Source organism: Pseudomonas sp. zfem005 (genome assembly GCF_032621735.1).
GTDB classification, from domain to species: Bacteria; Pseudomonadota; Gammaproteobacteria; order Pseudomonadales; family Pseudomonadaceae; genus Metapseudomonas; species Metapseudomonas solani.
Genome location: NZ_JAVYJE010000004.1, coordinates 206,407 through 233,091 on the forward strand (window position 1 = coordinate 206,407; position 26,685 = coordinate 233,091).

Annotated in this window: 27 protein-coding genes; 9 read left to right on the forward strand and 18 right to left on the reverse strand. The window is 66.3% G+C overall.

Features of this window, described 5'->3' with window-relative positions; all coding sequences use genetic code 11:
• The first annotated feature begins 25 nt into the window (after window positions 1-25).
• From RTW82_RS10525 to RTW82_RS10545, 5 genes are read left to right on the forward strand one after another with little or no spacing between them, the layout of a single operon-like run.
• The gene (locus RTW82_RS10525; RefSeq protein ID WP_271657709.1) at window positions 26-1,051 is read left to right on the forward strand and encodes an ion channel; all 1,026 of its coding nucleotides are present in this window, start codon (window positions 26-28) and stop codon (window positions 1,049-1,051) included.
• Window positions 1,048-1,710: a DUF2491 family protein gene (locus RTW82_RS10530; protein WP_021221888.1), complete on the forward strand. Its 663-nt coding sequence runs from the start codon at window positions 1,048-1,050 to the stop codon at window positions 1,708-1,710. The genes RTW82_RS10525 and RTW82_RS10530 overlap by 4 nt, the downstream gene beginning before the upstream one ends.
• A gap of 16 nt (window positions 1,711-1,726) precedes the next feature.
• Window positions 1,727-2,152: a DUF350 domain-containing protein gene (locus tag RTW82_RS10535; protein WP_021221887.1), complete on the forward strand. Its 426-nt coding sequence runs from the start codon at window positions 1,727-1,729 to the stop codon at window positions 2,150-2,152.
• 25 nt (window positions 2,153-2,177) lie between these two features.
• The gene (locus RTW82_RS10540) at window positions 2,178-2,909 is read left to right on the forward strand and encodes a DUF1190 domain-containing protein (protein WP_316925046.1); all 732 of its coding nucleotides are present in this window, start codon (window positions 2,178-2,180) and stop codon (window positions 2,907-2,909) included.
• 9 nt (window positions 2,910-2,918) lie between these two features.
• Window positions 2,919-4,076 (forward strand): glutathionylspermidine synthase family protein, encoded by a 1,158-nt coding sequence (locus tag RTW82_RS10545; protein ID WP_316925047.1) that lies wholly within the window; start codon window positions 2,919-2,921, stop codon window positions 4,074-4,076.
• Window positions 4,077-4,353: 277 nt separating this feature from the next.
• Here the strand turns inward: RTW82_RS10545 and RTW82_RS10550 are convergent, their stop codons facing one another.
• The 8 genes from RTW82_RS10550 to RTW82_RS10585 all read right to left on the reverse strand — a co-directional run bounded on the left by RTW82_RS10550 (window position 4,354) and on the right by RTW82_RS10585 (window position 12,297).
• Window positions 4,354-5,562, reverse strand: a complete 1,209-nt coding sequence (locus RTW82_RS10550) for a dipeptidase (protein WP_316925048.1) — start codon at window positions 5,560-5,562, stop codon at window positions 4,354-4,356.
• Window positions 5,563-5,620: 58 nt separating this feature from the next.
• The gene (locus RTW82_RS10555; protein ID WP_316925049.1) at window positions 5,621-6,574 is read right to left on the reverse strand and encodes an ABC transporter substrate-binding protein; all 954 of its coding nucleotides are present in this window, start codon (window positions 6,572-6,574) and stop codon (window positions 5,621-5,623) included.
• A 15-nt stretch (window positions 6,575-6,589) separates the two neighbouring features.
• Complete coding sequence (locus RTW82_RS10560) at window positions 6,590-7,423, reverse strand: class II aldolase/adducin family protein (RefSeq protein ID WP_316925050.1); 834 nt, start codon at window positions 7,421-7,423, stop codon at window positions 6,590-6,592.
• 28 nt (window positions 7,424-7,451) lie between these two features.
• Complete coding sequence (locus RTW82_RS10565) at window positions 7,452-8,396, reverse strand: D-isomer specific 2-hydroxyacid dehydrogenase family protein (RefSeq protein ID WP_316925051.1); 945 nt, start codon at window positions 8,394-8,396, stop codon at window positions 7,452-7,454.
• Window positions 8,393-9,592 carry an acyl-CoA dehydrogenase family protein gene (locus RTW82_RS10570; protein ID WP_316925052.1) on the reverse strand — a complete coding sequence of 400 codons (1,200 nt, stop codon included), beginning with the start codon at window positions 9,590-9,592 and terminating at the stop codon, window positions 8,393-8,395. Before RTW82_RS10570 ends, RTW82_RS10565 begins: the two co-directional genes overlap by 4 nt.
• Window positions 9,589-10,350, reverse strand: a complete 762-nt coding sequence (locus RTW82_RS10575; RefSeq protein ID WP_410478787.1) for an ABC transporter ATP-binding protein — start codon at window positions 10,348-10,350, stop codon at window positions 9,589-9,591. The genes RTW82_RS10570 and RTW82_RS10575 overlap by 4 nt, the downstream gene beginning before the upstream one ends.
• Window positions 10,351-10,352: 2 nt before the next feature.
• A complete protein-coding gene (locus RTW82_RS10580; RefSeq protein ID WP_083422403.1) occupies window positions 10,353-11,189 on the reverse strand; it encodes an ABC transporter permease in 837 nt (278 codons plus the stop codon).
• A gap of 187 nt (window positions 11,190-11,376) precedes the next feature.
• Window positions 11,377-12,297, reverse strand: a complete 921-nt coding sequence (locus tag RTW82_RS10585) for a LysR family transcriptional regulator (RefSeq protein ID WP_021221877.1) — start codon at window positions 12,295-12,297, stop codon at window positions 11,377-11,379.
• 107 nt (window positions 12,298-12,404) lie between these two features.
• Between RTW82_RS10585 and RTW82_RS10590 the strand changes: the two genes are divergently transcribed.
• The gene (locus RTW82_RS10590) at window positions 12,405-13,013 is read left to right on the forward strand and encodes a cysteine dioxygenase (protein WP_173175415.1); all 609 of its coding nucleotides are present in this window, start codon (window positions 12,405-12,407) and stop codon (window positions 13,011-13,013) included.
• On the forward strand, window positions 13,010-14,593 hold the full coding sequence (locus RTW82_RS10595) for a rhodanese-related sulfurtransferase (protein ID WP_316925053.1): 1,584 nt from the start codon (window positions 13,010-13,012) through the stop codon (window positions 14,591-14,593). The genes RTW82_RS10590 and RTW82_RS10595 overlap by 4 nt, the downstream gene beginning before the upstream one ends.
• 386 nt (window positions 14,594-14,979) lie before the next feature.
• Here the strand turns inward: RTW82_RS10595 and RTW82_RS10600 are convergent, their stop codons facing one another.
• From RTW82_RS10600 to RTW82_RS10620, 5 genes are all read right to left on the reverse strand, one after another.
• Window positions 14,980-15,477, reverse strand: coding sequence for a hypothetical protein (locus RTW82_RS10600; RefSeq protein WP_316925054.1), 498 nt, complete (start codon window positions 15,475-15,477; stop codon window positions 14,980-14,982).
• Window positions 15,478-15,614: 137 nt separating this feature from the next.
• Window positions 15,615-16,571, reverse strand: coding sequence for an acyl-CoA desaturase (locus tag RTW82_RS10605; protein ID WP_316925055.1), 957 nt, complete (start codon window positions 16,569-16,571; stop codon window positions 15,615-15,617).
• A complete protein-coding gene (locus tag RTW82_RS10610) occupies window positions 16,571-17,134 on the reverse strand; it encodes a hypothetical protein (RefSeq protein WP_316925056.1) in 564 nt (187 codons plus the stop codon). The genes RTW82_RS10605 and RTW82_RS10610 overlap by 1 nt, the downstream gene beginning before the upstream one ends.
• Window positions 17,135-17,379: 245 nt before the next feature.
• Complete coding sequence (locus RTW82_RS10615) at window positions 17,380-18,141, reverse strand: hypothetical protein (protein ID WP_316925057.1); 762 nt, start codon at window positions 18,139-18,141, stop codon at window positions 17,380-17,382.
• 193 nt (window positions 18,142-18,334) lie between these two features.
• Entirely contained in the window at window positions 18,335-19,015 is a 681-nt protein-coding gene (locus tag RTW82_RS10620) for a DUF2007 domain-containing protein (RefSeq protein ID WP_316925058.1), read from the reverse strand.
• Between the two features lie 603 nt (window positions 19,016-19,618).
• Between RTW82_RS10620 and RTW82_RS10625 the strand changes: the two genes are divergently transcribed.
• Window positions 19,619-20,116: a Bro-N domain-containing protein gene (locus RTW82_RS10625; RefSeq protein WP_316925059.1), complete on the forward strand. Its 498-nt coding sequence runs from the start codon at window positions 19,619-19,621 to the stop codon at window positions 20,114-20,116.
• A 215-nt stretch (window positions 20,117-20,331) separates the two neighbouring features.
• Window positions 20,332-21,267: an NAD-dependent epimerase/dehydratase family protein gene (locus RTW82_RS10630; protein WP_316925060.1), complete on the forward strand. Its 936-nt coding sequence runs from the start codon at window positions 20,332-20,334 to the stop codon at window positions 21,265-21,267.
• A gap of 277 nt (window positions 21,268-21,544) precedes the next feature.
• On the opposite strand, the gene RTW82_RS10635 is transcribed toward RTW82_RS10630, so the two are convergent.
• The 5 genes from RTW82_RS10635 to RTW82_RS10655 form a co-directional block, all read right to left on the reverse strand.
• Window positions 21,545-22,432, reverse strand: coding sequence for a fumarylacetoacetate hydrolase (locus RTW82_RS10635; RefSeq protein WP_305834148.1), 888 nt, complete (start codon window positions 22,430-22,432; stop codon window positions 21,545-21,547).
• A 5-nt stretch (window positions 22,433-22,437) separates the two neighbouring features.
• Window positions 22,438-23,700: an MFS transporter gene (locus RTW82_RS10640; RefSeq protein ID WP_316925061.1), complete on the reverse strand. Its 1,263-nt coding sequence runs from the start codon at window positions 23,698-23,700 to the stop codon at window positions 22,438-22,440.
• A 70-nt stretch (window positions 23,701-23,770) separates the two neighbouring features.
• Window positions 23,771-24,820, reverse strand: a complete 1,050-nt coding sequence (locus tag RTW82_RS10645; protein ID WP_263402606.1) for a type III polyketide synthase — start codon at window positions 24,818-24,820, stop codon at window positions 23,771-23,773.
• Between the two features lie 203 nt (window positions 24,821-25,023).
• Window positions 25,024-25,464, reverse strand: a complete 441-nt coding sequence (locus tag RTW82_RS10650) for a Zn-ribbon domain-containing OB-fold protein (RefSeq protein ID WP_263402605.1) — start codon at window positions 25,462-25,464, stop codon at window positions 25,024-25,026.
• 12 nt (window positions 25,465-25,476) lie between these two features.
• Complete coding sequence (locus RTW82_RS10655) at window positions 25,477-26,673, reverse strand: thiolase family protein (protein ID WP_184490463.1); 1,197 nt, start codon at window positions 26,671-26,673, stop codon at window positions 25,477-25,479.
• Between the last annotated feature and the right edge of the window lie 12 nt (window positions 26,674-26,685).

A 26,685-nucleotide genomic window follows, 5' to 3' on the forward strand; every position in this document is an offset into this window, starting at 1 on the left:
GAAAAGGATCAATGGAGTTGATTCCATGTCGCTGATCTTGCTGTTGCGGCACCAAACCTCGGCCTTCTTCCAGCGCTTCGGCTGGGCCGGCATCGGCTCGCTGCTGGCCATCCACTACCTGGCGTCCTACCTGCTCCTGGCGCTGGCCGGTGAGCAGCACCTGCTGCAAGGGCAGGACTTCACCTATTTCTATTTCACCACCGCGACGACCGTGGGCTATGGCGACCTCTCCCCCAAGAGCGCCTTCGGCAAACTCGTCACGGCACTGTGGATCATGCTGGGCGGCATCGCCCTGCTCACTGCGGTCATCGGCAAGGCATCGGCTTCGGTCGGCGAACTCTGGAGAAAGAACATGAAAGGCCTGGGCGACTACTCCAACCTCAAGGGCCACACCGTCCTCATCGGCTGGGAAGGCGAAGCCAGCGAGCGCATCGTCGAGCTGCTGTACCAGGACGAGGCCACGCGGGACGACAGCCTGGTGATCTGCGACGCGCTGATCGAGGAAAACCCTCTGCCCGGGCGCGCCTCCTTCGTCCGTGGTGATTCGCTGGACAACCCCGTGCTGCTGCGCCGCGCCGGCATCGAGAACGCCGAGCGCATCCTTGTGCACACCCGCTCCGACAGCCTGACCCTGGCCATCGTCCTCACCATCAAGGCGATCGGCACGCGCGCCCATGTGGTCGCGCACTTCAACGACTCCGAGCGCGCCGCCCTCGCCCGCCGCTACGCCCCCGAGCTGGAGTGCACCTCCAACATGGCCATCGAGATGCTGGTGCGCGCCTCCCAGGACCCGGGCTCCAGCGCCGTGGTCACCGAGCTGCTGTGCGTCGGCGACGGCGCCACCCAGTTCCGCCATGTACTGCCCGAGGGTTTCAGTGGTACCTGCGGCGAGCTGTACATCCGCCTGCGCCAGGACCACGACGCCACCCTCATCGGCTACCGCGCCTCAGGCTCCAGCCGCTTCGAGATCAACCCCGCCAACGCGCTGGAAATCCGCGGTGGGGAAATCTTCTACATCGCCAGTGAACGCCTAGAGGAGAACGCACTATGAGCAAACTCAAGCGCTGGCTGGGCCTGGAGCCGCCGCTGCCCTCGGCCGACGCGCGCCGCCACCCCAGTGACAGCCGCCCCCTGGGGCTGGCGTCTGGCCGCATGCTCTGCCTGGACCCTTCGCTGGCGACGCTGCTCGAAGGCCAATCCCACGTCACCCTCCCCGGCGACGAGAAGATCTGGGCCGTCGGCACCATCGAGCTCGGCCAGTCCACGCGGATCAAGCGCTACTACCTGGACAATGAGGATTACTTCCTGCAGGTGATCATGAACGGCCCGCAGGACAGCGATATCGAGGCGGTGATCCTGTTCGGTTACCACCAGGTCACCCCCATCGCCAGCCGTGAGGAGCTGCTGCGCCTCGCCGGGCCCAACGCGCGCATCGGCATGCAGGTCTACGAGCTGGAGGGCGAGGAATACGGCCGCCAGTGGGGCAGCGAGGATGGCCAGACCGAACTGGTGCCCTTGCACGAATACGTCGTCAGCCCAGACGCCAGCTACGGCGTCGAGCATCAAAGCATGCTCTACGCCCGCGAGATCGGCTTGCTCAACCGGAGGGAGTTCCTGCTCTTCTCGGTGGAGGAAGACGAAGAAGGTGCCATCGCCCTGACCACCGCCGTGGGCGTGACACTGCAGATCACCGACATCCAAGTTCTCTGACCAAGGAAGATCCACCATGCTCGACGCGCTCCGCATGTCGCTCAACTCCACCGCCGTCATCGGCTTCGTCATCTACATCCTGGTCGCGGCGGCGCTGTTCGCCCTGTTCCAGTTCATCTACACCCGCGTTACGCCGCACCGCGAGTTCGCCCTGATCCGCGAAGGCAACAGCGCGGCCGCCATCGCCCTGGCGGGTTCGCTGATCGGCTTCGCCCTGCCGGCCAGCAACATCATCACCTACAGCGTCAGCGTCCTCGATTTCGTGGTCTGGGTAGTGATCGCCGCCATCGTCCAGCTGCTGGCGTTCTTCGTCACCAGCCTGGTGCTCAAGGACCTGCCCGGCCGCATCGCCCGTGGCGAACATGCCGCCGCCATCTACTCCGGCGCCGTGGCCATCAGCATCGGCCTGCTCAACTCCGCCTGCATGACCCCTTCGACCTGATCACCGGCAGCGCAAGGAGACCTTTATGAGAAAGCGCAATTCCATCCAGCTGGTGCTCGCCGGCAGCCTGCCGCTGGCGTTGGCGGGGTGCAACGACCCGCAGGACACGATGCAGATCACCGCCACCAAGACCTTCAAGAACGTGCAGGCCTGCGTGGCCGACAAGTTCCCGGTCGACGTCTGCTCGGACGCCTACATGACCGCCATGGCCGACCACAAGCTGATCGCCCCCACCTACGACAGCCAGGCCGCATGCGACGCCGACTTCGTGCCCGACTACTGCCAGCCCACCTCGGGCGGCAAGTTCATGCCGCGCCTGGCCGGCTTCGAGCTGTCGATGACCAACGAGGTGTCCCGCAGCACCTACGAACAGGCCGAGCAGCAGGTGGTGCACAGCACCGGCCACAGCGACAACGGCCTGGTCACCGGCATCCTCATCGGCCAGATGCTGGGCAACGGCGGCAACCACTACTACTCCCAGCCGATCTACCGCTACCGCGATGCCCGGGGTAGCTACAGCACCTCCACGCTGTCCCGGCAGATCGAACAGGGCAAGACCTTCAGCCGCTCCAACCAGGCCCGCAACAGCCCGACCTCGACCTACACCCAGCAGACCCTGGGCAAGAGCCTGAGCAGCAAAGCGAGCACCAGCGGCTCGGCGGTGGCCTCCACCATCTCCCGCGGCGGTTTCGGCTCTCAGGCCAACGCCCGCGGCGGCTGGGGTGGCAAGACCGGCGGCTCGGGATTCGGGGGCTAAACACCGCTCATGAAGAAGATCAGCATCGAAGAGCGTCCGGGCTGGCAGGCACAGGTCGAGGGTGAAGGCTTCCTGTTCCACACCATCGACGGCGAACGCTACTGGGACGAGCGCGGCTACTACCTGTTCACCCGTGAGCAGGTGACCCGCGATATCGAACAACCCACCCGCGAGCTGCACGAAATGTGCCTCGACGTGGTCGAACGCGTGGTGGCGAGCGAGGAGCTGCTCACCGGCCTGGCGATACCTCCGGCGTTCTTCGATCTGATCCGCACCTCCTGGCGGGAGGGGCACCCGCACCTCTACGGCCGCATGGACTTCAGCTACGACGGCACGGGCCCGGCCAAGCTGCTGGAGATCAACGCCGACACGCCCACCTCCCTGCTCGAATGCGCCTCGGTTCAATTGCTTTGGCTGGAAGACCAGATACGCCGTGGCGTGCTGCCCGCCGAGGCCGACCAGTTCAACACCCTGGCCGAGGACCTGATCCGCGCGTTCGGCACCTTCGGTAAGGAAATCCCCTTCCACTTTTCCGCCATCTCCGGCTCGGTGGAAGACCGGGGCACCACCGACTTCCTCGCGCAGATGGCGCGCCTGGCCGGCATCGACGCGCGGCACATCGACATCGAGGACATCGGCCTCACCGGCGACGGGCGCTTCGTCGACCTGCAGGGGCAGTGGATTCCCCGCCTGTTCAAGCTGCACGCCTGGGAGCACATCTTCAGCGAGGCCTTCGGCAAAGCCGTGCCGGGGTGCGACACCCAGTTCGTCGAACCGGCCTGGAAGTCCATCATCAGCAACAAGGGCATCCTGCCGCTGCTGTGGAAATTCAACGAAGGCCACCCCAACCTGCTGCCCTCGCAAGTGGACGCCGACCCGCGCGCGCCGGTACCCAAGGGCTGGGTGCGCAAACCCTTCTTCTCCCGCGAGGGCGCCAACATCGAGATCCGCACCCCGCAGGACGAAGTGGTGGTGCAGGACGGCCCCTACACCGATGCCCCCTACATCCTCCAGCAGTTCTCTCCCCTGCCCCGCTTCGGCGACAGCTACACCCTGATCGGCTCCTGGATCGTGGGCGACACCGCCTCCGGCATGGGCATCCGCGAGGACGACAGCCTCATCACCAAGGACACCAGCCGCTTCCTGCCCCATGTGGTGATGGATTGAGTTGCCGAGGCTGGCGCGCTCCCTCGTAGGATGGCGTAGAGCGAAGCGAAACCCATCAGCGACGTCAGCATGGGTTTCGTACCTCTACCCATCCTACGAAGTACGAAGCCCAACATGACCAGGCCCAGGCCTCGCTGCGCTCGGCACCAACCTACGGGCTGAAGCCCGGGCTACCGTCTCGTCACCGGCCGCCTTGAGGGCAGCCGTAGGATGGCGTAGAGCGCAGCGAAACCCATCGGCGACGTTCGTACCTCACGGAGATGCCGCCCGCCCCATCCTAAGGAGCAGTTCCGGCAGCTTCGGCAGCGGCCAGTACTCGCAATAGATTTCCCCCCCAGATGGCAGCGAGGTCCTGCTCGCTGTAACCGGCGACGAGCAGGCGTTTGCTGATGCGTGGCAGGTCGCTGACGTCGCGCAGTCCTTCCACGCCGCCGCCACCGTCCCAGTCGGCGCCGATGCCGACGTGTTGCGGGCCGACCACGTCGAGGATGTGCAGCAGGTGCGCCATGAAGTCGTCCATGCGCGTGGGCGGCAACGGGTAGCGGGCATCGGCCTCGCGGATGCGCCGGGCGAGGTCGGCCACCTGCTCCGGGGAGAGGCTGGCGGCCAGGCGGAACTCGCGGTACAGCGGGCCGAGGGCCTTGTCGCGCTCGGGGTTCGGCGGGCGCGGGACCAGGTCGCTGGGGTAGCTGTTGACCTGCACCACCCCGCCCTTTTCGGCGAGTTTGTGCAGGCGGGCGTCGTCGAGGTTGCGCGGGTGCGGGCCGATGGCGCGGGCGCCGGAGTGGGAGGCGATCACCGGCGCGCGGGACAGCGCCAGCACCTGGTCGAACACCGCGTCGGAGGAATGGGACACATCGATGAGAATCCCCAGCCGGTTGGCCTCCCCCACCAGCTCGCGCCCCACCGGGCTGAGGCCGTGCCATTCCGGCAGCGCGGTGGCCGAGTCGGCGAATGAATTGTTCTGCGCGTGCACCAGGCCGAGCATGCGCAGCCCCAGGCGCTGGTAGGTGGCCAGACGGCCCGGGTCGGCGGCCAGGGGCTCGGCGTTCTCCATGCTGATCAGCACCACGCGGCGCCCCGAGGCGACGATGCCGGGCACCTCATCCGCCCGCGTGGCCAGGGCGAATTCATCGGGCCGCGCGGCGACCATGTCGCGGATGCGGGTGATCACCGCCAGGCCATGTTCGCTGGCCAGGGTGCGCCCTTCCGCCGTACGCGGGCCCTGGGGCGTGAACACGGCGAAGAAGCCGCCATCCAGCCCGCCCTCGCGCATGCGCGGCAGGTCGACCTGGGACAGGTCGTCGGCGTAGCGATGACGCTGGCTGATGTCCCAGCCGGGCCGCGCCAGTTGCATGGGGGTGTCGAGGTGGCTGTCGAGTACCAGCAGCCGCTCGTGCAGCGCACGGACATCGGCCGGCACATCGGCGGCCTGGGCGCTGCCGGTGAGCAGCGCCAGAGCGATCAGTGAGGGTTTGAAGGGCATGGAGCCGGGTCCTTGGCAGTTCTTGTAGGTCGGGTGAAACCCGGCGTGTTGCAGCGGCTCAACCCCAGCTGAAGCTCCGGTCCCACAACGGCGCCACGTCCAGCCGCTGCGGCAGCACGCCAGCTTCGAAGAAGGTGTCGGCCACCTCCTGCTGCGAGCGCACGGCCGCATCGTCCACCGCCTGCAGCACGCGCGGCCCGCTTTGCGCCTTGTACTGGGCGAGGAAGACTTCGCGGGGGATGCCGAGGATCTTCTCGCTCTTGGCCGCCCAGGCCTCCGGGTTGTGCTGCACCCACTGCCAGCTGCGGTATTCGCGCTGGACGTAATCCTCGATGGCGGCGCGCTTGTCCGGGTCGGCGATGGCGCGCTGGTTGGCGGCGATCACGTAGTTGCCGGAGAGGTAGCCCTGTCCCGTGCGCAGCACCCGCGCACCGCTGCGCAGCTCGGCGAGCTGGATGAAGTAGCCGAAGGTCACCCAGACATCCAGGTTGCCGTTCTGGAAGGCGGCGAAACCGTCCTGGGGCGTGAGGGCGAAGGGCTGGATATCGGCCAGGGTCAGGCCCTGCTCCTTCAGCGCGCGCAGCAGCATGTAGTGCGACGAGGTGGAGCGGATGTAGCCCACGCGCTTGCCCGGCAGCTCCGCCAGGGACTGCATGGTCGAGCCCTTGGGCACCACGAAGGCCTGGTTGTTGACGTCGCCGGTGAGCACGGCGATGAGCTTCACCGGCGCCTGGTTCTTGATGCCGAAGATGGGTGGGATCTCGCTCATGGGCGCCAGGTCCAGGGTGCCGCTGATCAGCGCTTCGAAGCCGAGGTTGCCGCCGTTGAACTCGGCGTACTTCACCGCATAGGGCGGGCGCTCGATGCCTGCCTCGTCGAAGAAGGTGGGCGCCGCGCCCTTGTAGGTGGCCACGTTGAGGCCCAGGCCGTTCCAGTCCCGGGCGAAGGCCGTGGGCAGCGTGCAGGCGAGCCCGGCCAGGGCGGAATACTGGAGGAAGTGACGGCGATTCATGGGTGCTCCTTGCAATCAGTCGAGGAAGTCGGGCTCGTCGCGCAACAGGCGGTCCCAGTACGGCTGGAAGCTGAACCAGCCGCCGAATTCGGTGCCCACCTGGCGCGCGGTGTGCTGCGCCACCTCCAGCGGAATGGGGCGCGGCGTGCCGGCGGCCTCGGCCAGCAGCTGGGCGTGGGCGGCGTTGTCCAGGGCGATGAAGCGCCACACCGCCGCCTCCACCGTGCGGCCGACGGTGAGCAGGCCGTGGTTCTGCAGGATCAGCGCGACGTTGCTTGGCCCCAGGGTGGCGGCGATGCGCGCGCCCTCGCTGGCTTCCAGCACCACGCCGGTGAAGTTGTCGAACAGCGCGTGCTTGCCGTGGAAGGCGCAGGCGTCCTGGGTCAGCGGGTCGAGCAGACGCCCGAGGCTGGACCAGGCCTTGCCATACAGCGAATGGGCATGGGCGGCGGCGACCACGTCCGGCCGGGCCTCGTGCAGCGCGGCGTGGATGGCGAAAGCGGCGAGGTTGAGCGCCCCCTGCCCTTCGACGATCTCGCCGTGGGGGTTGACCAGCAGCAGGTCGGAGACGCGGATATGGCCGAAGTAAACGCCCACCGGGTTGACCCAGAAGTGGTCGGGAAACTCCGGGTCGCGCACGGTGATGTGCCCGGCGCCGCCCATGTCGAAGCCGTGGCGGGCGAACAGGCGGAAGGAGCCGGCCAGGCGCTGCTTGCGCAGCAGGCGCTCGGCCTCGACCGTGGGCTGCTGCGGCGGCTCCTGCCAGCGGAATACGGTGTGGCCGTCGCGGGGCAGCGAGTAGGCCGTGGGTTGCGGGGTGCCGGTGAGGCCGGTCAGCCTGGCGGTCATGCGGTTTCTCCTTGAAGGGCCGGCGGGCTCAGTAGCCACGCGTGGCCTGCACCAGGTTCTCCAGCGGTTGCCCGCTGTGGAAACGTTCGAGGTTGCGCGCCAAGAGCGCTGCGAGGTTGCGGTACACCTGCGGCGTGTTGGCCGAGGTGTGGGGGCTCAGCCGTACACGGGGATGGCTGTAGAACGGGTGCCCGGCCGGCAGCGGCTCGGGGTCGGTGACATCGAGGCTGGCGAGGGCCAGGCGCCCGTCGTCCAGGGCTTGCAGCAGCGCAGCCTGGTCCACCAGGGCGCCGCGCGCGACGTTGATCAGGTGCATGCCGGGGCGCGCCGAGGCCAGGGTCTGGCGGTTTACCACCTGGTGCGTCTCGGCGGTGGCGGGCGCGGCCAGCACCAGGTGATCGGCGCGGGCGAAGAGTTCATGGATGTCGGCGGCGCGCTGTACGCCGTCCAGGCCGAAGGGTTGGGGTGAACGGCGCAGGGCGAGCACCTGCATGTCCAGCGCCAGGGCCTTGCGCGCCAGATCCCGGGCGATGCTGCCGAAGCCGTAGAGGCCGAGGGTGCTGCCGGCCAAGGACGCCAGTGGGCGTTGCCGCCAGGCGTCGGCGCTGTCGATCCACAGCTCGGGCAGCTGCTTGGCGGCGGCGAAGATGGCCGCCAGGGCGAACTCGGCGATGCTGCTGGCGGTGGCGCCCCGGGCGCTGGCCACCGGCGGGCCGTCGAACAGCCAGGGCGGGAAGAAGTCCAGCCCCGAGCTCACCAGCTGCACGAAGCCCAGGCCGAAGGGCCAGCCGGGGGGCGGCTCGGCGGCGTTGCGCCAATCGGCGTGGGGCGCGGCGAGCAGCACCTGTATGTCCGCCGGCAGCGTGCTGGGCACCCCACGAGGCAGGTCCAGCACCTCCACGCCCTGCAGGCGCGCGCGCAGCAGGTCGTTGAAGGTGCCGTCCAGTTGGCTGGCGATGCGCGCCCGGCTCATGCCTGCCCGCCCCGGCTGGGCAAGGCGAAGGCGGCGCGACCGGCGGCGCCGAGCACGGCGTCGTTCTGCGGGGTGTGGATGCGGCTGCAGAGCACGTCGCGGTAGTGCCGTTCCAGCGGGTTGCCCCGGGCCAGGGCCGGGTTGCCGATGGCTTCCACGCCCAGCTCCACGGCGGCGATGGCCTGGGTGGTGACCAGGTACTTGACCTGGGTCGCCTCGCTGGCGGGGATGCGCCCTTCGGCGGCGGCATCGAGCAGCACGCGGTTGGACAGCAGCAGCGCGTCGATGCGCCCCACCAGTTCCTGGAAGCGCGGCAGGCTGGAGAGCGGCGCGCCGAGGTTGGCCGGCGTGCGCTCGGCCAGCCAGCCCACCAGCCAGTCCCGGGCGGCGCGGGCGACGCCGTCGTAGATGCTGGAGAGCAGCACGGCGAGCCAGAGCACGCCGCTGGAGTCCAGTTCCGAGGGGCGCGGCTGGCTGGCGGGGAGGATATCCACGGCGTATTCGTCGGGCACCAGGACGTCGTCGAAGACCACGTCGTGGCTGCAGGTGGCGCGCATGCCCAGGTGGTCCCAGGTTTCCTCGATGCGGATGCCCGGCGTGTCGCGGTGCACCAGCCAGGTGCCGACGCGGGGCTCGGCCTCGTCGCTGCGCGCCCAGACCGACAGCCAGGTGAGCCCGGGGATGCCGGTGGAGTAGATCTTGCGCCCGCTGATGCGCCAGCCCTCGGGTACGCGCCGGGCGATGGTGCCCGGCAGGCCGCCACGGGCGGGGGTGCCCAGGTCCGGCTCCACACGCAGGGCGTTGATCAGCGCGCCCTCTTCCACCGCCTCGTGGGCCAGGCGCAGGCGCAGGTGCTCGGGCCAGGCCTGGTTGGCCTGCAGGCGCGCGTGCTGCAGGTATTGCATCACCAGCACCAGGGCGGTGGACGGCTCGCCCCGGGCCACGGCGGCGATCACCCGGCGCGCCTGGGCCAGGCTGGCCTCGCTGCCGCCCAGGCGACGCGGCACGGTGAGGGCGATGAGGCCGTGCTCGTGCAGGCGGCGCAGGTTGGCGTGGGGGAATTCGCCGTGGCGGTCGTAATGGGCGGCGCTGGCGGCGAACTCGTCGCTGAGCTGGGCCAGCAGGTCGGCGAAGGCCGGGGAATCGAGGTCGGGCACGCGGGCCGTCTCCTTGGCGGTTTTCAGGTCGAGGCTCATCGTTGGGCGGTCCGTGCGAGGGTGTGGACGAAGGGGCTGGCCGGCGCTTCGACGCCGAGCAGGGTGAGCAGGTGCTGGCGCAGCTCCTGGAAGCCGCGGCTGGCCACCTCCCGTGGACGCGGCAGGCGCACGGGGATCTGCTCGGCGATGCGCCCGGCCTCCAGCACGACGACGCGATCGGCCAGCAGCACCGCCTCGTCGACGTCGTGGGTGACCAGCAGCACCGAGGGCTGGTGGGTGCGCCACAGCTCGATGATCAGCTGGTGCATGCGGATGCGGGTCAGGGCATCCAGCGCGGCGAAGGGCTCGTCCAGCAGCAGCAACCCCGGCTCGCGCACCAGGGCGCGGGCCAGCGCCACGCGCTGCGCCTCTCCGCCGGACAGGGTGCCGGGCCAGGCGTCGAGGCGGTGGCCCAGCCCCACTTCCTGCAAGGCGGCCAGGGCGCGGGTCTGCGGGTTGGCGCCGCGCAGGCCGAGGGCGACGTTGCGCCAGGCGCGCTTCCAGGGCATCAGCCGGGGCTCCTGGAACACCGCCGCATGGGCCTCGGGCACCTCCAGCGTGCCGCCGTCCACCGCATCCAGCCCGGCCAGGGCGCGCAGCAGGGTGGTCTTGCCCGAGCCGCTGCGCCCCAGCAGGGCGACGAATTCGCCGGCACCCAGCTCCAGGTCGAGGCCGTCGAGCACGGCCTGGCCGGCGAAGCGACGGGTCAGCCCGCGCACGCGCACCGGTGGGCGCAGGCGTTGCAGCGCAACATCCATGGTCAGTTCCTTATGAAGGTGGGGCGCCAGGCCAGGGCCAGGCGTTCGAGCAGGCGCACCAGGGCGTCGATGGACAGGCCCAGCACGCTGTAGACGATGAGGCAGATGACGATCACGTCGGTGCGCATGAAGTCGCGGGCGTCGTTGACCAGGTAGCCGAGGCCGGCGCTGGCGTTGATCTGCTCCACCACCACCAGGCCCAGCCAACTGATGCCGAAGGCGTAGCGCAGGCCGACGAAGAAGGATGGCAAGGCGCCGGGCAGGATGACGTGGACCACCAACTCCAGGCGGCTGAGGCCGAACAGGCGCCCCGCTTCCACCAGCTTGGGGTCGACACCGCGGATGCCGGAGAACAGCGTGAGGTAGACCGGGAAGGTGGTGCCGAGGGCGATCAGGGCGATCTTCGGCGTCTCACCCACGCCGAACCAGAGGATGAACAGCGGCACGATGGCCAGGAACGGCAGCGTGCGCAGCATCTGCACGGGGGAATCGATGATCAGCTCGCCCCGGCGCGACAGGCCGGCCAGCAGGGCCAGCACCGTGCCGAGGGAGACGCCTATGGCCAGCCCGCTGAGGGCGCGCTTGAGGGACACCCAGAGGTGCCCGGCCAGCTCGCCGCTGGCGATCATCTGCCAGAGGGTGTCGCCGATGGCGCTGGGCGCGGCGATGATGCGCGCCGGCAGCAGGCCCGTGCGGGAGGCCAGCTCCCAGAGCAGGAGCAGCACCAGCGGGCTGACCAGGCGCAGGCCGAGGTTGCTCCAGCCCTTCCAGCGCAGGGGCGCCAGCAGGGCCGTCAGTGCGGTGCCCGGGGGCACCAGGGCGTTGCTTCGCCGGGACATTCCTTCTCCTCGCTCGGGGCCTTTCCAATGGTCGGGGGCCGCAGGCGGGAGATTGGATCGAGCCCGCTGCAGCCTGGCTTGACCCACATGCTATCCATCTAAAAAACCGCAGTGAAATTCGATCTGGTTCTAATCTAATATACAAATCGCGCATCTAACCAATACAGTTACATGCAAGATGCTTTGGTTATGAGCCTGCCGCAGCCCCCTCCTCCGCCTGGTGCGCCACGCGCTGGGCCACGGTCTCGCCGAACAGCGCCACCGGCGCCTGCAGGTTGCCGAGGAAGCGCGGGTGGATCAGCCACAGGTCGATCACCGGCTTGAAGTCGCTCACCGGCACCACCTCCAGGCGCTCGCGGTGGCGGCTGTTCTCCAGCAGCGGGCGCGGCACCAGGCCGAAGCCCAGGCCATTGGCGATCAGCCCCAGCTGCAGCTCGGTGCCGAAGGTCTCCAGGTTGATGCGCAGCGACAGCCCCTCGTCGCTCAGGGCGCGTTGCAGGCCGGCGCGGAAGCCGCAGCCATCGGGGTTCAGCACCCAGCCGCGCTGGTAGCAATCGGCGAGCTTGCAGGAGCGCTTGCGCACCTCGCCCTTGGCCGCGACCACCACCAGGTCCATGCGCGCCAGGGAGCGCCCGACGATGCCTTCGGGGAACACCTTGCCCGCCGGGAACAGCGCCGCCACGGCGTCCAGCTCGCCGTTCTCCATCTTGCCCAGCAGGTGGCTGCCCCAGCCGGTGGAGACCTGGGTCTGCAGGTCCGGGTAGAGGGTCTTGAGCTGGCTGAGGGCGTCCAGCAGCACCACGTCGCCCACCGTCTGCGGCACGCCCAGGCGCAGCACGCCGCTGGGGGAGGAATCGCTCAGCACCAGTTCGCGCAGGGCGTCCATCTCGCGCAGCACCGAGCGGCACTGCTCGTACACGCGCATGCCCATGGGCGTGGGCTTCAGCGGCTTGGTGTTGCGGTCCAGCAGGCTGACGCCGAGGGCCTCCTCGAAGTTCTGCACGCGCCGGGTGATGGCCGGCTGGGTGAGCTGCAGGGACTCCGCCGCCTGGCTGATCGACTGGCTGCGGATGACGGCCACGAATGCATCGATATCATCTATCTTCATTCTTTATTCGCATAATAAATAGCTGGAAGAATACGCAAGAAGAATAATATCTTTTGCCCCGGTACGGTAGCGGTTACCGCTGCGCACTCACGGACATCGAGGGAACCATGTCTCAAACGCCCAACCTCGGACGGCTACGCGGCTTCATCGTCGACCTCGCCGACCTCCTCGCCCAGGCACCGGACGAGCCACGGATACTCGACCAGGGCGCCGCGCTGCTGCGTGACCTGGTGAGCACCGACGACTGGCTGCCGGACGCCTACGCCCAGCCCAGCCCGGAGCGCTACCAGCAGTACCTGCTGCACGCCGACTCGCGCCAGGCCTTCTCCATCGTCAGCTTCGTCTGGGGGCCCGGCCAATCGACCCCGGTGCACGACCACCGCACCTGGGGGCTGATCGGCATGCTGCGCGGCGCCGAACTCAGCCAGGGCTTCGCCCGCAACGCCGATGGCAGCCTGCGGCCCCAGGGCGCGGCCGAATCCCTGCAGCCTGGCGATGTGGTCGCCGTGTCGCCCCGGGTGGGCGATATCCACCAGGTGCGCAACGCCTTCGAGAACCGCACCTCCATCAGCATCCACGTGTACGGCGCCAACATCGGTGCGGTGCGCCGCGCCGTCTATGCCGAGGGCGGCGTCGAGAAGCCCTTCATCTCCGGTTATTCCAACCTCCACCTGCCCAATATCTGGGACCTGTCGAAAGAGAGCCTGGCGCCATGAGCCGTATCCCCCTTCGCCGTTTTGCCGACATCCGCTCCGCCCTCCTCGCCCACGAGGAAGTCGCCCTCATCGACCTGCGCGAGGAGGCCCCCTTCGCCGAGGCGCACCCGCTGTTCGCGGCCAATATCCCGCTCTCCAAGCTGGAGCTGGAAGTGCTCGACCGCGTACCCCGCCGCGACACCGCCGTGACCCTCTACGACGACGGTGAAGGCCTGGCCCAGCGCGCCGCCGAGCGCCTGCTGCAACTGGGCTACAGCGACGTGGCCCTGCTGGAAGGCGGCCTCGCCGGCTGGCGCGAGGCCGGCGGCGAGCTGTTCCGCGACGTCAACGTGCCCAGCAAAGCCTTCGGCGAACTGGTGGAAAGCCAGCGCCACACGCCCTCCCTCGCCGCCGAAGAGGTAAAGGCACTGTTGGATGCCAAGGCCGACGTGGTGGTGCTCGATGCCCGGCGCTTCGACGAGTACCAGACCATGAACATCCCCGGCTCCATCAGCGTGCCCGGCGCCGAACTGGTGCTGCGCGTGCGCGAACTGGCGCCGGACCCGAGCACCCGGGTGATCGTCAACTGCGCCGGGCGCACCCGCAGCATCATCGGCACCCAATCCCTGGTGAACGCCGGCATCCCCAACCCGGTGGCCGCCCTGCGCAACGGCACCATCGGCTGGACCCTGGCTGGGCAGACGCTGGAGCACGGCCAGCAACGGCGCTTCGCCGAGGTCGGCCAGCAGACCCGCGAGCAGGCCGCGCAGAACGCCCGCGCCGTGGCTGACAAGGCCGGCGTGCGCCGCGCCAGTCTCGCGCAGCTAAGCGAATGGCGCACCGAGGCTGGCCGCACCACCTACCTGTTCGACGTGCGCACCGAAGAGGAATACCGCGCCGGCCACCTGCCCGGCGCCCGCTGGGTCGCCGGCGGCCAGCTGGTGCAGGAGACCGACCACTACGCCAGCGTGCGCGGCGCCCGCATCGTCCTCGCCGACGACGACGGCACCCGCGCCAACATGACCGGCTCCTGGCTGGCACAACTGGGTTGGGAGGTGCATGTGCTCGATGGACTCACGGCAGCGGACTTCAGCGAGAGCGGCGCCTGGCGCCCCACCCTGCCCGCCCTGCCCCAGGTCGAAGCCATCGCCCCGCAAACCCTGGCCAGCTGGCTGGAGCAAGGCGACACGGCAGTGCTCGACTTCACCACCAGCGCCAACCACGTCAAACGCCACATCCCCGGCGCCCGCTGGGTGCTGCGCGCCCAACTGCGCGAAGCCCTCGCCACTGCACCCCAGGCCGAACGCTACGTACTCACCTGCGGCAGCGGCCTGCTGGCCCGCTTCGCCGTGGACGAAGTGGCCGCCCTCACCGGTAAACCCGCCTTCCTGCTCGACGGCGGCAACACCGCCTGGGCCGACGCCGGCCTGCCGGTGGAAGCCGGCGAAAACGGCCTGCTGTCACCGCGCATCGACCGCTACCGCCGCCCGTACGAAGGCACCGATAACCCGCGCGAGGCCATGCAGGCGTATCTGGATTGGGAGTTTGGGTTGGTGGAGCAGTTGGGGCGGGATGGGACGAGTGGGTTCTTTGTGGTTTGAGATGCAAGTCTCCGGAGTGGGCACTTGTGAGTGCCATGCGCGCGATTACCGCGCGATACAAGCCCTTCACGATCGAAGCAGCTTACGAGCTACAGCAAACGGAAAGGACACTTGGAATATGGACTCACCTGCTCACTGAAGACTTCGATTCAGAGACTCTCATTTGAACTTGGGAAACCACGTCCCTAGGGCGTGGTCATGAGTCATCGGCTCTGCCTGTGGCGAGAGGATGAGCTCGTGCCGTAGGGTGTGCCGTGCGCACCGCCGCTCTGTGCTGCCGGCGAGTCCCAGGTGCGCACGGCACACCCTACATCCAGAGTGAGCGGCGACTGCATGCTCCAAGGCCCGGCTGCGCCCCATCTACGCCCTAAGAAGTTGGCTGTTGTCTACGAATTCGCCCTGTCAAAGCGGCTTTTCTGTATACGTGCAATGAATAAAACCAAAAACGAAGTGAGCCATACATAGTGGGCGGGGTAATGAAGCGTTCCGGCACCAATTTTATGCAGTGCAAACATGCTATGGCCGGTTACGTAAATATTCACAAACAGAGCCGCAGCGACCAGAATTACCCCCGTCATTTCACGGTACTTTGATTGATCGGAGAACGTATGCCCTATCTCCCTGAAAAATATGAAGTTTGAGAACGCGCTGAGAGAGTGCATGGGATATGCAAGTATCCCTATCACCCCAAAGAAAAGAGACGAATAAAATATTTCAATACCAGTCACAATTTCTCCATTGGATGTTTTGGTTGCCGGCAGCATCAAGCTGATAAGCCAAAGAACTACAGCAGTTCTTTGCAACCTCAGGTGCATAGGGCCATCAGGCGCTACAAACGACGAGATGCCCCTTATTGCTTTTGATGCATGACACTCCATGTTCATATTTAGCACCTTGAAAGATTGAATATATAGAGATGACCAACAATAAGAACAGCGACTTACGCCCCACAATCTGACAAGTGCGACACATGATCTTCCTCTACCTGATACCGCATGGCACGTATTCACGCGATTACATCTTAGTCGTCGCGGCGCATAACCTCTTCTGCCCCCACCTTCAACGCCGTGATCCCCTCCCGAGGCGGCAAGTTGCTCGGCACATTCACATCCCAGGCAAGACCAAGGCGCTGGAGCAGTTGGATGAAGTGCCAGCCCAGGTCGATCTGGCCGGGGTAAAGCCCATGTCGCGCTGACGCCGGGAAGGCATGGTGGTTGTTGTGCCAGCTCTCGCCAAAGGTGGGGATGGCGGCAATGGGCACGTCATGGGCCTGCACGCCGGCGCCATCCACCTCCCAAGTCTGGGGGCCCCGAGTGTGGGCGAAGTAGGAGATGAACCAGTGCATGGTGGTGCAGGCCGCCACCCGGACCGACACGCCCCACACCAGCCACGGCATGCCACCGATGAAGTAAAGGGCGATGCCGATGGGGAGTTGCTGGAGCATCCAGGTCTTTTCCAGGAACTGGTAGAAGCGATCGTTGGCGATCTCCGGGCCCGGGTTGAAGCCCGGCGGATGATCGAGCACGAACTTGCAGTGCAGGTTGTACCAGGCGTCCTTGAGCAGGCCCTGGCGGTGGGCGAGGTAGTCGTGGCAGGCCGGCTGCCGCTGGGACCAATCACGGGTGTCATGGGTGCGGATGGTCCAGAACGGGCCGCCGATGCCAACGATAGTGCCCATCCACACGAGGAAGCGTTCCGTGGCCTTCGTGCACTTGAAGCTGCGGTGAATCAGCCGCCGATGAAACCCCACCGAATGCCCCGCACACAGGGTCGCCGCACTGAGCGTGAGGAAGACCAGCAAAGCACCCCAGCTGAAATAGAGCGGCGCCAGCACAAGGGCGCTGGTGAAGATGAAGCTGTTCCAGAGCGACCGCCATGTGTCCCAGACGATGGTGCCCGTCAGCGGGCTGGCCCCATTGTCCAGCACCAGGGAGTTGACCTTGAACGCGCCGGAGGCAGCACCTGCGTGAGTGGACATCAGAAGAACTCCGATAGGACAAAGGCGATACCCAGCAGCGGCAACGCGATCACGCTTGCCGAGCAGGCAACCAGGGCCAGGTATTCGAGGTAATGCCGGGGCGTCGCGGCTACGGGAGCGGAAGGCAGTATCTCGGCGCGGACGTCCGCCACCCGCCTCTCGAGCAATTCCGGATAGGCGTACCCCTGGTACAGCGTCCGGCTGTGCTTGCCGCGCACGAAGGCCGAGAAGCTGCGCCTGGGTACGACACAGGCCCCCATGCTCACCAATGGCAGGCAGAACAGTGTGCTGAGTGGGTTGGGGTAACGGCCTGCGGCGAATTCCCAGGCAGCCATCTCGAACTCGCCGGTTGGCCGGAATGGATAGCCGGTGAGGACGTGGTGGATGTCATGGAGTGGCAGTGCCCGCCGGCGCCACTCGAAATTCGGCAGATAAATCTTGAGGTCGCGGCAGCCCACGGGTGACCAGCGCTTGGCACTGACGCCACCGTCGACTGGGAAGCCATGGCGGGTATAGAACTGGGCGATGGCTTCTTTCAACGAAGCATTCGGATCGACTTCCATATCACCTGACTCCTTTCAGGTTCGCCGTGTCTTGCGGGCTTCGTGGGCACGAAGCTTGTGCCGTCGGCTGCGCCATTCTTGATGCAGCGGGCGTATGGATCAACTGGGGACAGAAGAAATTTCAGTGTCGATTTGGGTAGGAAGCTGAAGCAGGCTCCCGCCTAGTGCCTGCTTCATGGAGCGACTCGATCAATGAGCGCTCTGCGACGTGAATCCTTGCCGTATCGCCTGCTCCGTTTGCTGTCTCAAGCCTCTTTCCCATACGGACTAGGCAGATCGTTGCGTTCGAGCAGGTACTCCATCGAGTTGTTGATCGCCCACACCATCAGCGCATCCAGCGTCATATCGAGGGGCTGCCCCTTCAGCAGCGGTTCGAGCCGCTGCACGGTGCCGGGATAGTCTTCGGTGTGGAAGCGGAACCGCCCGTAGTTGCCGTGGCGGTCCACCAGGAGATAGGTGCAGTAGTGGTCATCGTCTGACCAGCGCCCGAAGCAGAAGTAGTTGGCGCTCAGGTGCGCGATCTGTTCTTCCGTCAACTCTTCCCTGGCGAAGTACTCGCCGAAGTTCCACGCAATCGCCGGGCAGAACGCGTGCAGGCACGGGTAGGAGGTCGAGGTCGAACGCCCGTAGATCTCGAGGATGCGGCGGTCGCCCCAGCGGCCGCGATCCGCAATGACGTCGTAGATGGCGAAGCGCTTCCTGAACAGCGCCTTCAGCTCCTCCGGCATCGCGAACGCATGCTGCGTCTCGGCGCTCAGCAGGTCCTCGTCGGATACAGCGCCCGACCACTCGAACAACGTGCCGTCCTGGAAGTACTCGTCGAAGTACAGCTCATAGGTTTCCCCCTCCTCGTCGTAGAACGCATGCAGGCTCAGGCAGAACGACTCGAAACGGTTCAGGGCCTCAGGCCAGGTTTCGCCCGCCCCGCCACGGAGATGCTCGCCGTAGCTGTTTTCACCAGCGGGTTGGGGCTGGATGCCGAGGATGCCTTTGATTTTCTTGAACACGATGGGGGCCTGATGAGGGTTCTGGAGGATGCGAGGACATTAGATTAAAAGGGCTTTATCTGGATGGGCGTGGTTATCGAAACGCGTATCGGGTGACAAGAACCTTGCCGTTCCAGGGCACAAGCCTTTCGAGTCAACTGCGATGGAAGAAGCGGCGCTTCGCTGATCACGAAGGCCCACTCCATGTCAATTTCTAGCGGCAGTCCTGCCTATCCATTTCAAACCTATTGAGCAACCGACCATTTTCTGCGGAATAAACATATCGAAGCGTTAACCCCCTGCTCAACGGTGAGTTCTCACCTTTCTGATCAGCGCATTGTTGTTCAACCACGGAAGCACGCATTGCGCTGAAATCGATTTCCTTCTCGTAGGACTCGAAATCAAGGAGTGTCATATCGAGTGCAATCACGTAGTCGTCAGTGAACGTGGCCTTAGTCAGCACGGTGATTTCATCGAGCTGTATTGGCGTCTTCGCGTTGATTTTCTCGACTTCTGCCCTCGCCTGCTCGGCCAGCGACGCTGACTGATACGGCGCTGGCCCGATGCCCACTATCCATCTTCCTATTGCGCCAACCGCGATGGCTATCAGGATGACATACCGCCATTTGAGAGGCTTTCTTGTGTTCGCACTCGGTGCTTCATGCTTTTGCTCGGCGACCAAATCTTCGCTGAAGTCAGTCGCCAGTATGGTGCGGGCCTGTTCAACGCAGGCTTCTGGCACCTGCAGTCGCACGCCGCCCATGGCGTTGGAGTAGAGCCAGTCCGCGGTGATGGTGTGCTCATCGGCGACAAACGCGGGAATGCCTTCGGATTCCAGTTTGGCGCGGGCGACGTGCGCTTCGATGGCTAATGAATAACGAGCGATGGTGATCATTACGTCCCTGTCTTATCGAGGCCGAAAGGCGGTGTTTTCAGTGGGGCGCCTACGCCCCTGTTGCGCTCGGCGCACCGTTGAGGAGCACGTATGCCCCCTGCTTCGCCACCGCTGCCAACGATGCGTTTTTTCTACCCTTGGACGCAAGTCGTCCGGCATTCGGCTCGGCATTGATCATGCGCGGCGCACAACCACCACCTGACAAAAAGGGGCTGCAATAGCAGCTGTTGCCTTAACTGCCAATGGTGAGGTCTGGAGCGAACCTCCAAAGCGTCGTCCACAGGACTCCTCGTCCTCCTCTTGCTCTAAATCCTCCCCCTCCCTATCCTCCCACCGCCACGGTCAATCCCGTGGTCGGGTTTGACAGCCCGCATACGTTGGCGCGATTGCGCCGCAGGGTGCATGCGAAAAACGGCGAATGTTTTTTGCAGGCATCAGCACGCATGCAGTTTTTATAACTGCTCTGCTTTATGGCAGGTCGCGCGGGGAGGTCCTCGTGGCCTGCCGGTTCCAACGTACCGGTCTGTCAACCCCGCGTGCCCTGTCACCCTTCGATTGACAGCGAATGGCGACAGCTACCTGACCTTACGTTGGAGCTGCACCATGCATGACGCATCCACCCCCATCACCTTTCAACGCCACTGCCATCAACTGCGCGCGGTGATGATCGACAACCGCCCCTGGTTCGTCGCCATCGATTTCGCTCTGATGATCGCCGCTGCTCGCCCCTATCGACTGACCAAGCGCCTGTATCCCCACCAGCACCGTTTCGCGACGCTGCGTTTTGCCAGTGGCCACTGCGAAGAGCTGGAGTTGATCAGCGAGGCCGGGCTTTACCGGGCGCTGTATCGCTTCGGGCATCCGGAGCATTGCGCGTTGAGCCAGTGGATAAGCGATGAGGTGATCCCTGCGCTGCACGATTACCACCGCGAGGCCGATGCCAGCCCACGGCGCATCCTGATGACCTGGGCCAATCAGCGCGTGGCGGCCCTGCGTTGGCAGGGGGAGCTGTGGATCGCGCGGAGGGACCTGCCGCGCTTTATGGCGGCGCACGATGACCCGGCGCTGAGTGATGGACCTAGCTGGAAGCGGTTCTTCTAGGGCAGCAGCGAGTACGCCGCATGGAGGTGCGGCGTTTCCGGCCCCGGCGGCGCCCGCTGGCCGGCCAACTACCATTCAGCATGTTTATCCCCGCCAATACGGCCGTGAATGGCGGTTTGGCGCGGCTTGACCTTGAACCGGACTTGAACCTTAGGGTTCGACCCAGCGCCCCGTGCCCTTCGTCTTCGGGCGCGCTACGGACTTGAGGAGACCCCATGCAAACCATCCTGGGTGCCACCGGCCAGATCGCGGTGGAGTTGGCGCGGGAGCTGAACCGCGCCTATACGACGGACCTTCGGCTGGTGAGCCGCAGCCCGCGCAAGGTCAATGACGCCGATACGCTGCTGCCGGCGGACCTGCTCGATGCCGGGCAGGCGGCCAGGGCGGTCGAGGGGAGCGACACCGTGTATTTCACGGCGGGCCTGCCGCCGGATACGCAGCTCTGGGAGACGCAGTTCCCGGTGATGTTGAAGAACGCTCTGGAGGCTACCCGTGCGGCCAAGGCTCGGTTCGTCTATTTCGACAACACCTATATGTACCCACAGGACGCCCGCCCACTGACCGAGGCGACGCCGTTCGAGCCGGTCGGGCGCAAAGGCCGGGTGCGCGCGAAGATGGCGTCGATGGTGCTGGAGGAGATGGCGCGGGGAGAAATCCCGGTGCTTATCGGCCGGGCCCCTGAGTTCTATGGCCCGGACAAGACGCAAAGCATCACCAACACCCTGGTCATCGACAAACTCAAGGCGGGCCAGACGCCCCGCGTACCGGTGCGGGATGACACCCGGCGCACCCTGATCTGGACCCCGGACGCGAGCCGCGCGCTGGCGGCCCTGGGCAATGCGCCGGATGCTTTCGGGCAGACCTGGCACCTGCCCTGCGATGACGACCGGCTGACCTACCGGCAGTTCGTGGCCCTGGCGTCCGAGCGGGTTGGCCGCGAGCCCTCCTATAAGGTGCTCGGCAAGTGGACCTTGCTGGCCGCCGGCCTGGTGTCCCGCCAGGTGCGCGAGCTGAGGGAGCTGCTGCCGCGCTACGAGCACGACAATCTCTTCGACTCCTCGAAGTTCAAGCAGCGCTTCCCCGAATTCGAGGTGACGACCTACCGCCAGGGGCTCGAACAGGTGCTCGCCGGCTCGATTCGCCAGGCCTGATGAAAACGCCGCATGAAAGTGCGGCGTTTTCTTTGTTGCGTGTGCCGGGCAGGAACGGTGGGCTGAAGCGGAACGCCGCCCGCCCCCCCTACAGGACTGTCGTGATTCACTCCGGTCGTAGGGTGTGCTGCGCGCACCTAGAGCTCGCCGGAAGCACCGAGCGGAGGTGCGCACGGCACACCCTACGGCACGCGTTCACCCTGCCGGTTCTTCCACTTGAGCTCGAATAAGAAACGCCGCATGGGAATGCGGCGTTTTTTGTGGGATGCACCCCGCCTCAGGCCGCTCTGCCCTGCCCCGCGCGGCGGCGCGATGAGAGCGGCAGCAGGTGGCGCAGTTCTTCTTCGACGATGCGGTTGTCGAGGCGCATGTCGAGCATGGGGCAGCTCAGTTCCAGGCAGTCGCCGTGTTGCAGGTGGGTGGCGACGATTTCGCTGTCGAGGCGGCTGAAGAGGTAGTGGACCATGCCCGGCTGGAGGAATTGCGGGTGTTGTTCCAGCAGGGCTTCGCCGGCTTCCCGCGAGGCGCGCCAGGCCTGCGGGTCGAGGCGCAGGTGGGTTTCGCTGAAGCAGGTGCCGTTGCGTTCGATGCGTTGGCGCAGGTGCAGCGGTTCGTCCAGTTCGCCCAGCAGCAGTTCCGAGGCCACGGCGCATTCGAGCAGGTGGGCGCGGGCGGATTGGCCCTGCAGCGGGTCGTGCAGGTCGTGGCCGAGGGTGACGCCGACGTGGAGCAACTGGCCCCGCGAGCCCACCAGGTAGATGGAGACCAGGCAGGCGTCCGCCGCGATGGCCTGGACGTGGTACGGCACTTCCAGGTCGTCGCGGTCGATGCGCAGGACGCGGCCGTTGCCCTTGTAGAACCAGCCGGCGTCGTCCCGCGCGCCCAGCGGCAGGCCGCTGACGTGGGTGAGCAGCGGGTTGTCGGGCATGGCGGGCGGACGCAGGCGGGTTTCCTGACGCAGGGCGGGCAGCGTGTGCGTCGGGCCCGGCAGGTGGCGCAGGTGCGCCAGGTGGTCCTGGTGGCGGCGCGCGCAGTCCTGCAGGGTCTGGTAGAGGCCGCTGCTTTCGCCGTGCACCCGCACCGTGTGCGCGGGGTCGTCGCCCAGCAGGCCGATGCGCGGCCCGCCGCTGTGTTCGATGTCGAGGACTTTCAGGTAGTCGCCCATTTCAATTACTCCCTAATAAGCAGTGCGGCGTTGGCCGGCGGTGTGGCTTCGCGGGGTGCCTGTGCGCGGCCTTCCTTGAGCCCGAGCGCCAGGCACAGGCCGGCGAGGCTGCCGGCCAGGGCCAGGTAGAGGATCGATGGCAGCCCGTGGTGGGTGGCGAGGTAGCCGGCGAGGATCGGCGCGAGGCCGCCGCCGAGGATTTCACCGAAGCCGATGACGATGCCGGTGGCCGCCGTGAGCAGGTGCGGTGCCACCGACTCGCCCGTGAGCGGGCCGACGGTGAGGCAGATGAGGCTGAAGTTGAAGAAGGTGATGAAGAACAGCACCAGGAACAGCAGCCAGGGCTCGGCGGGGGTGACGATCAGCGTGGCGACCAGCGCGGCGCTGGCGCAGAACGAGAGCAGCACCACCGGCTTGCGCCCGAAGCGGTCGGACAGGCCGGGGATGATCAGTTGGCCGACGAAGCCGCCGAAGCCGATCGCCGAGATCACCAGCGCCATCGCCTCCAGCGACAGCCCGAGGTAGTCGGTGAGGTAGCTGGGCAGCAGCGCGCAGAGCACGAACTGGCAGGTGAGGATGCAGAACATGATGCCGATGTTGCGCCGCACGTTGCCGCTGCCGAGGGCTGCGAGCCACAGGCGCCAGGGCCGCTCCTGCCCGGCCTGGAGGGGGGCGGGGACGGGGCGGTAGGTGCGCTGCAGCCACCAGGCGAGGATGAACCCGGGGATGGACACGCTGATGAACACCCAGCGCCAGGAGCCGAGCCAGGCCAGCAGGCCGGCGGCGATCAGCGGCCCGAGGCCGAGCCCGAGGATGGGGAACACCGCCTGCTGCACGCCGATGTTGAAGCCGGTGCGCCGGGGGTGCGAGACCTGGGTGGTGACGCTGATGCTGGTGGGGGTGAAGGCGCCCTCCGAGAAGCCCATGAGGCCGCGCAGGAGGATGAGCCCGAGCACGCCCCCGGCCAGGGCGGAGAAGCCCGAAAGCAGGGAGAACGCCAGCACCGAGACCACCAGCACGCGCTTGGCGCCGAGGCGTTCGACCAGGCAGCCCATGCCCAGGGCAGAGACGCCCCAGGTGAGGGCCAGGGCCGCGGAGATGTTGCCGAGGTCCTGATAGTCCAGCTGCAGGTCGCGCATGATCAGCGGGAACAACGGCAGGATGATGAAGCGATCCAGCCCCACCAGGCCGAAGCTCAGCGACAGCAGGATCACCATTCGTGTTTCGTAGCGGGCATCCCAGCCCGTATCGCTTGCCTGCTTGCGCATGGCCTGCCCTCCTCAACTAAGGAGAAAGAGGGTGGCGCGGGTTACCCCGCGCCACCGTGCCCGAGCGTACTCAGGCCGCCCATTCACCGAGTGCCATTTCGGCGGTGAAGCCCGGCCCGAAGGCGGCGAGCAGCCCTTTGCTCCCGGGTTTCGGCGAGCTGTCGAACTGGCGGCGGAGCACATCGAAGACCACGACGCTGGCGATGTTGCCGGCCTCCGACAGGCTGGTGCGCGACAGCGAGACGCGCTCGGACGGCAGGTCCAGGTGGCGGACCAGTTCGTCGAGGATCTTGCGGCCGCCGGTGTGGAAGATGAAGAAGTCGTTCTCCGCGCAGTTCTGCTGGTAGCCGGCCTGGTTGAGGCGCTCGATCACCGGGGCGACGTCCTTGATGGAGTTCATCACGGCCTTGTCCAGGGTGAAGTGGAAGCCGGTGTCCTTCACGTCGTACTTGATGAAGTGCTCGCTGTTGGGCAGGAAGAACGAGTCGGTGGCCTTGATGCGGAAGCCCTTGGCCTCGTCGTCCGCGCGCAGCACGCAGGCGGAGACCGCGTCACCGAACAGGGCCGCCGAGATGAACGAGTGCAGCTTGGTGTCGTCCGGCTGGTAGCACAGCGAGGAGAACTCCAGCGACACGATGAGCACGTGGTTGTCGTCCTTCAGGGTGGCGAAGTCGTGGGCGCGGTTGATGGCGGCGGCACCGGCCACGCAGCCGAGCTGGGCGATGGGCAGCTGGACGGTGGAGTTGGGCAGGCCGAGGTCGTTGATCAGGTGCGCGGTGAGCGACGGCATCATGAAACCGGTGCAGGAAGTGACGATCACCATGCGCACGTCCTGCGTCGTCAGCCCGGCATTTTCCAGCGCCTGGCGCGCGGCGGCCGAGGACATTTCGCGGGCGGCGCGCTCGTAGACGATGCTGCGGTGGGTGAAGCCGGTGTGGATGGCCAGCTCGTCGATGGGCAGCACCAGGTGGCGCTCGTTGACCTCGGTGTTGAGGATCATGCGCTTGGCCAGGGCCATGCGCGGGTGGTCGCTGTGCAGGCTTTCCAGATGCTCGATCATCTGCTGCTGGGTGATCTTGTGTTGCGGGAACAGTACGTGGGGCTGGCAAAGAGTCGACATGATGAATCCTCGTTAATCGTTCAAAATTTGTTCATTCGGTGGGTACAAACCCGTTCTTCAGGCACAGCCAAGCCCGTCGGCGCTGGCGGGGGCCAGCACTTCTCGGGAGGCGTCAGCAGGAGAAAAGGGCGAAAAACCGCACGCCGGAAAAAGGTTCTTGTTATGGCTGCCGCGGAGCCATGCAGGCTCCGCGAGCGGAACACTCAGTGGTCGAGCACGAACTTGTAGGCGTACTGCCAGGCCAGGTTGCTTTCACGCACCTGCTTGCGCACCACCATCCTCACCCGCGCCCCCACCTTGAGCTGGGCCTGGTCGACGACGTCGACGATCTCCGAGGCGATCACCAGGCCGTCGTCGAGACGCACCATGGCGATATGCCGCGGCACCACTTCGCCATAACCCATGGCCGCGAGAATCGGGTTCTCGGCATTGGCCATGACTTCGATATGGCCGGTGCGCTGGCAGCGATAGGCGCTGACCTTGAGCGAGTTGCAGGCGCCGCAGACAGTGCGCCGGGGGAAGAAGATCTCGTGGCACTCGTCGCAACGGGTGCCTTCGAGCCGGTACTTGCCGCCATGCTCGCGCCATTCGCGGAGCATGCTGGCGGTGGTCATCCGGTGGATCTGTTCGGGGTAGAGAGACATGGTCGACACTCCTTAGTCGTTGGACAGGACGATCACCGAGTTGTGGGCGGCATAGCCCCCCAGGTTCTGCGAGACGGCGATGCGCGCCCCGGGGACCTGGTTCTGGGACTCGCCGCGCAACTGGCGGAACAGTTCGGTGATGTGGAGGATGCCGTCGGCGCCCGAGGCGTGACCGCGACCGATATTGCCGCCATCCGTGTTGAGCGGCAGTTCCCCGTCCAGGGCGATGCCGCCCTCGCGCACGAAATCACCGGCCTGGCCGGGCTTGCAGGCGCCCATGGATTCCATCTGGATCAGCCCGGCGCCGAGCAGGTCGTAGACCTGGGCGACATCGATATCTTTGGCGGTGATGCCGGCCTTCTTGTAGGCGAGCTCGGCGCAGGCTATGGAGTTGGCCGATACCGCCATGCCCACGTCCTGGGGCAGGCCCGGGTACTTCAGCGTCGGGTTGTGGTAGCGGGTGCCGTAGTAGTGCGACACGCCGGTGTAGGCGCAGCCGCGGATGAACACCGGTTTGTCGGTGTACTTGTGCGCCAGGTGCTCGGCCACCAGGATCGCGCAACCGCTCGCCTCGCCCCAGGCCAGCATGGAGCCGCAGGCCTCGGTGCGCTTGAGCTCCTCGAGGCTGGGGATCGGCTGGCCGAAGCGGGTGGCGCCCGGGGTGTTGTGGGCGTAGATGCGCATCTGCCGGCCGAAGCTGGCGAGCACGTCCGCCTCACGGCCGGCATAACCGTACTTGTGGAAGTACTCGGCCGTGGCCAGGGCGAAGGCATCGGTGTGGGAGATGCCGAGGAAGTAGTCGTACTCGCACTCGGTGCTCGAACCGATGTACTCGGCGTAGTTGAAGTGGTCGGTCATCTTCTCGAAGCCGCCGCAGAGGACGATGTCGTACTCCCCGGAGGCGACCATCTGATGGCCCATCTGGAACGACACCGAGCTGCTGGTGCAGTTGGCGGTGCTCATGAAGGTGGGCGCCGGGCTGATGCCCAGGGCGTCGGACAGGGTCGGGCCGAGGCCGCCGTATTCGGAAATGCCTTCGCCGTGGTAGCCGTAGGCGACACCCTGGATCTCCCGCGGGTGCATCTTCGCGGCGTGGATGGCCTGGTAGGCGGACTCGACGATCATTTCCTTGAAGGTCTGCCGGACGCGGGAGTTGCCGGGTTTCGGCGTATGGGCGGCCGACACGATTGCAACGCGACGTGCAGTCATGGTTGTGCTCCT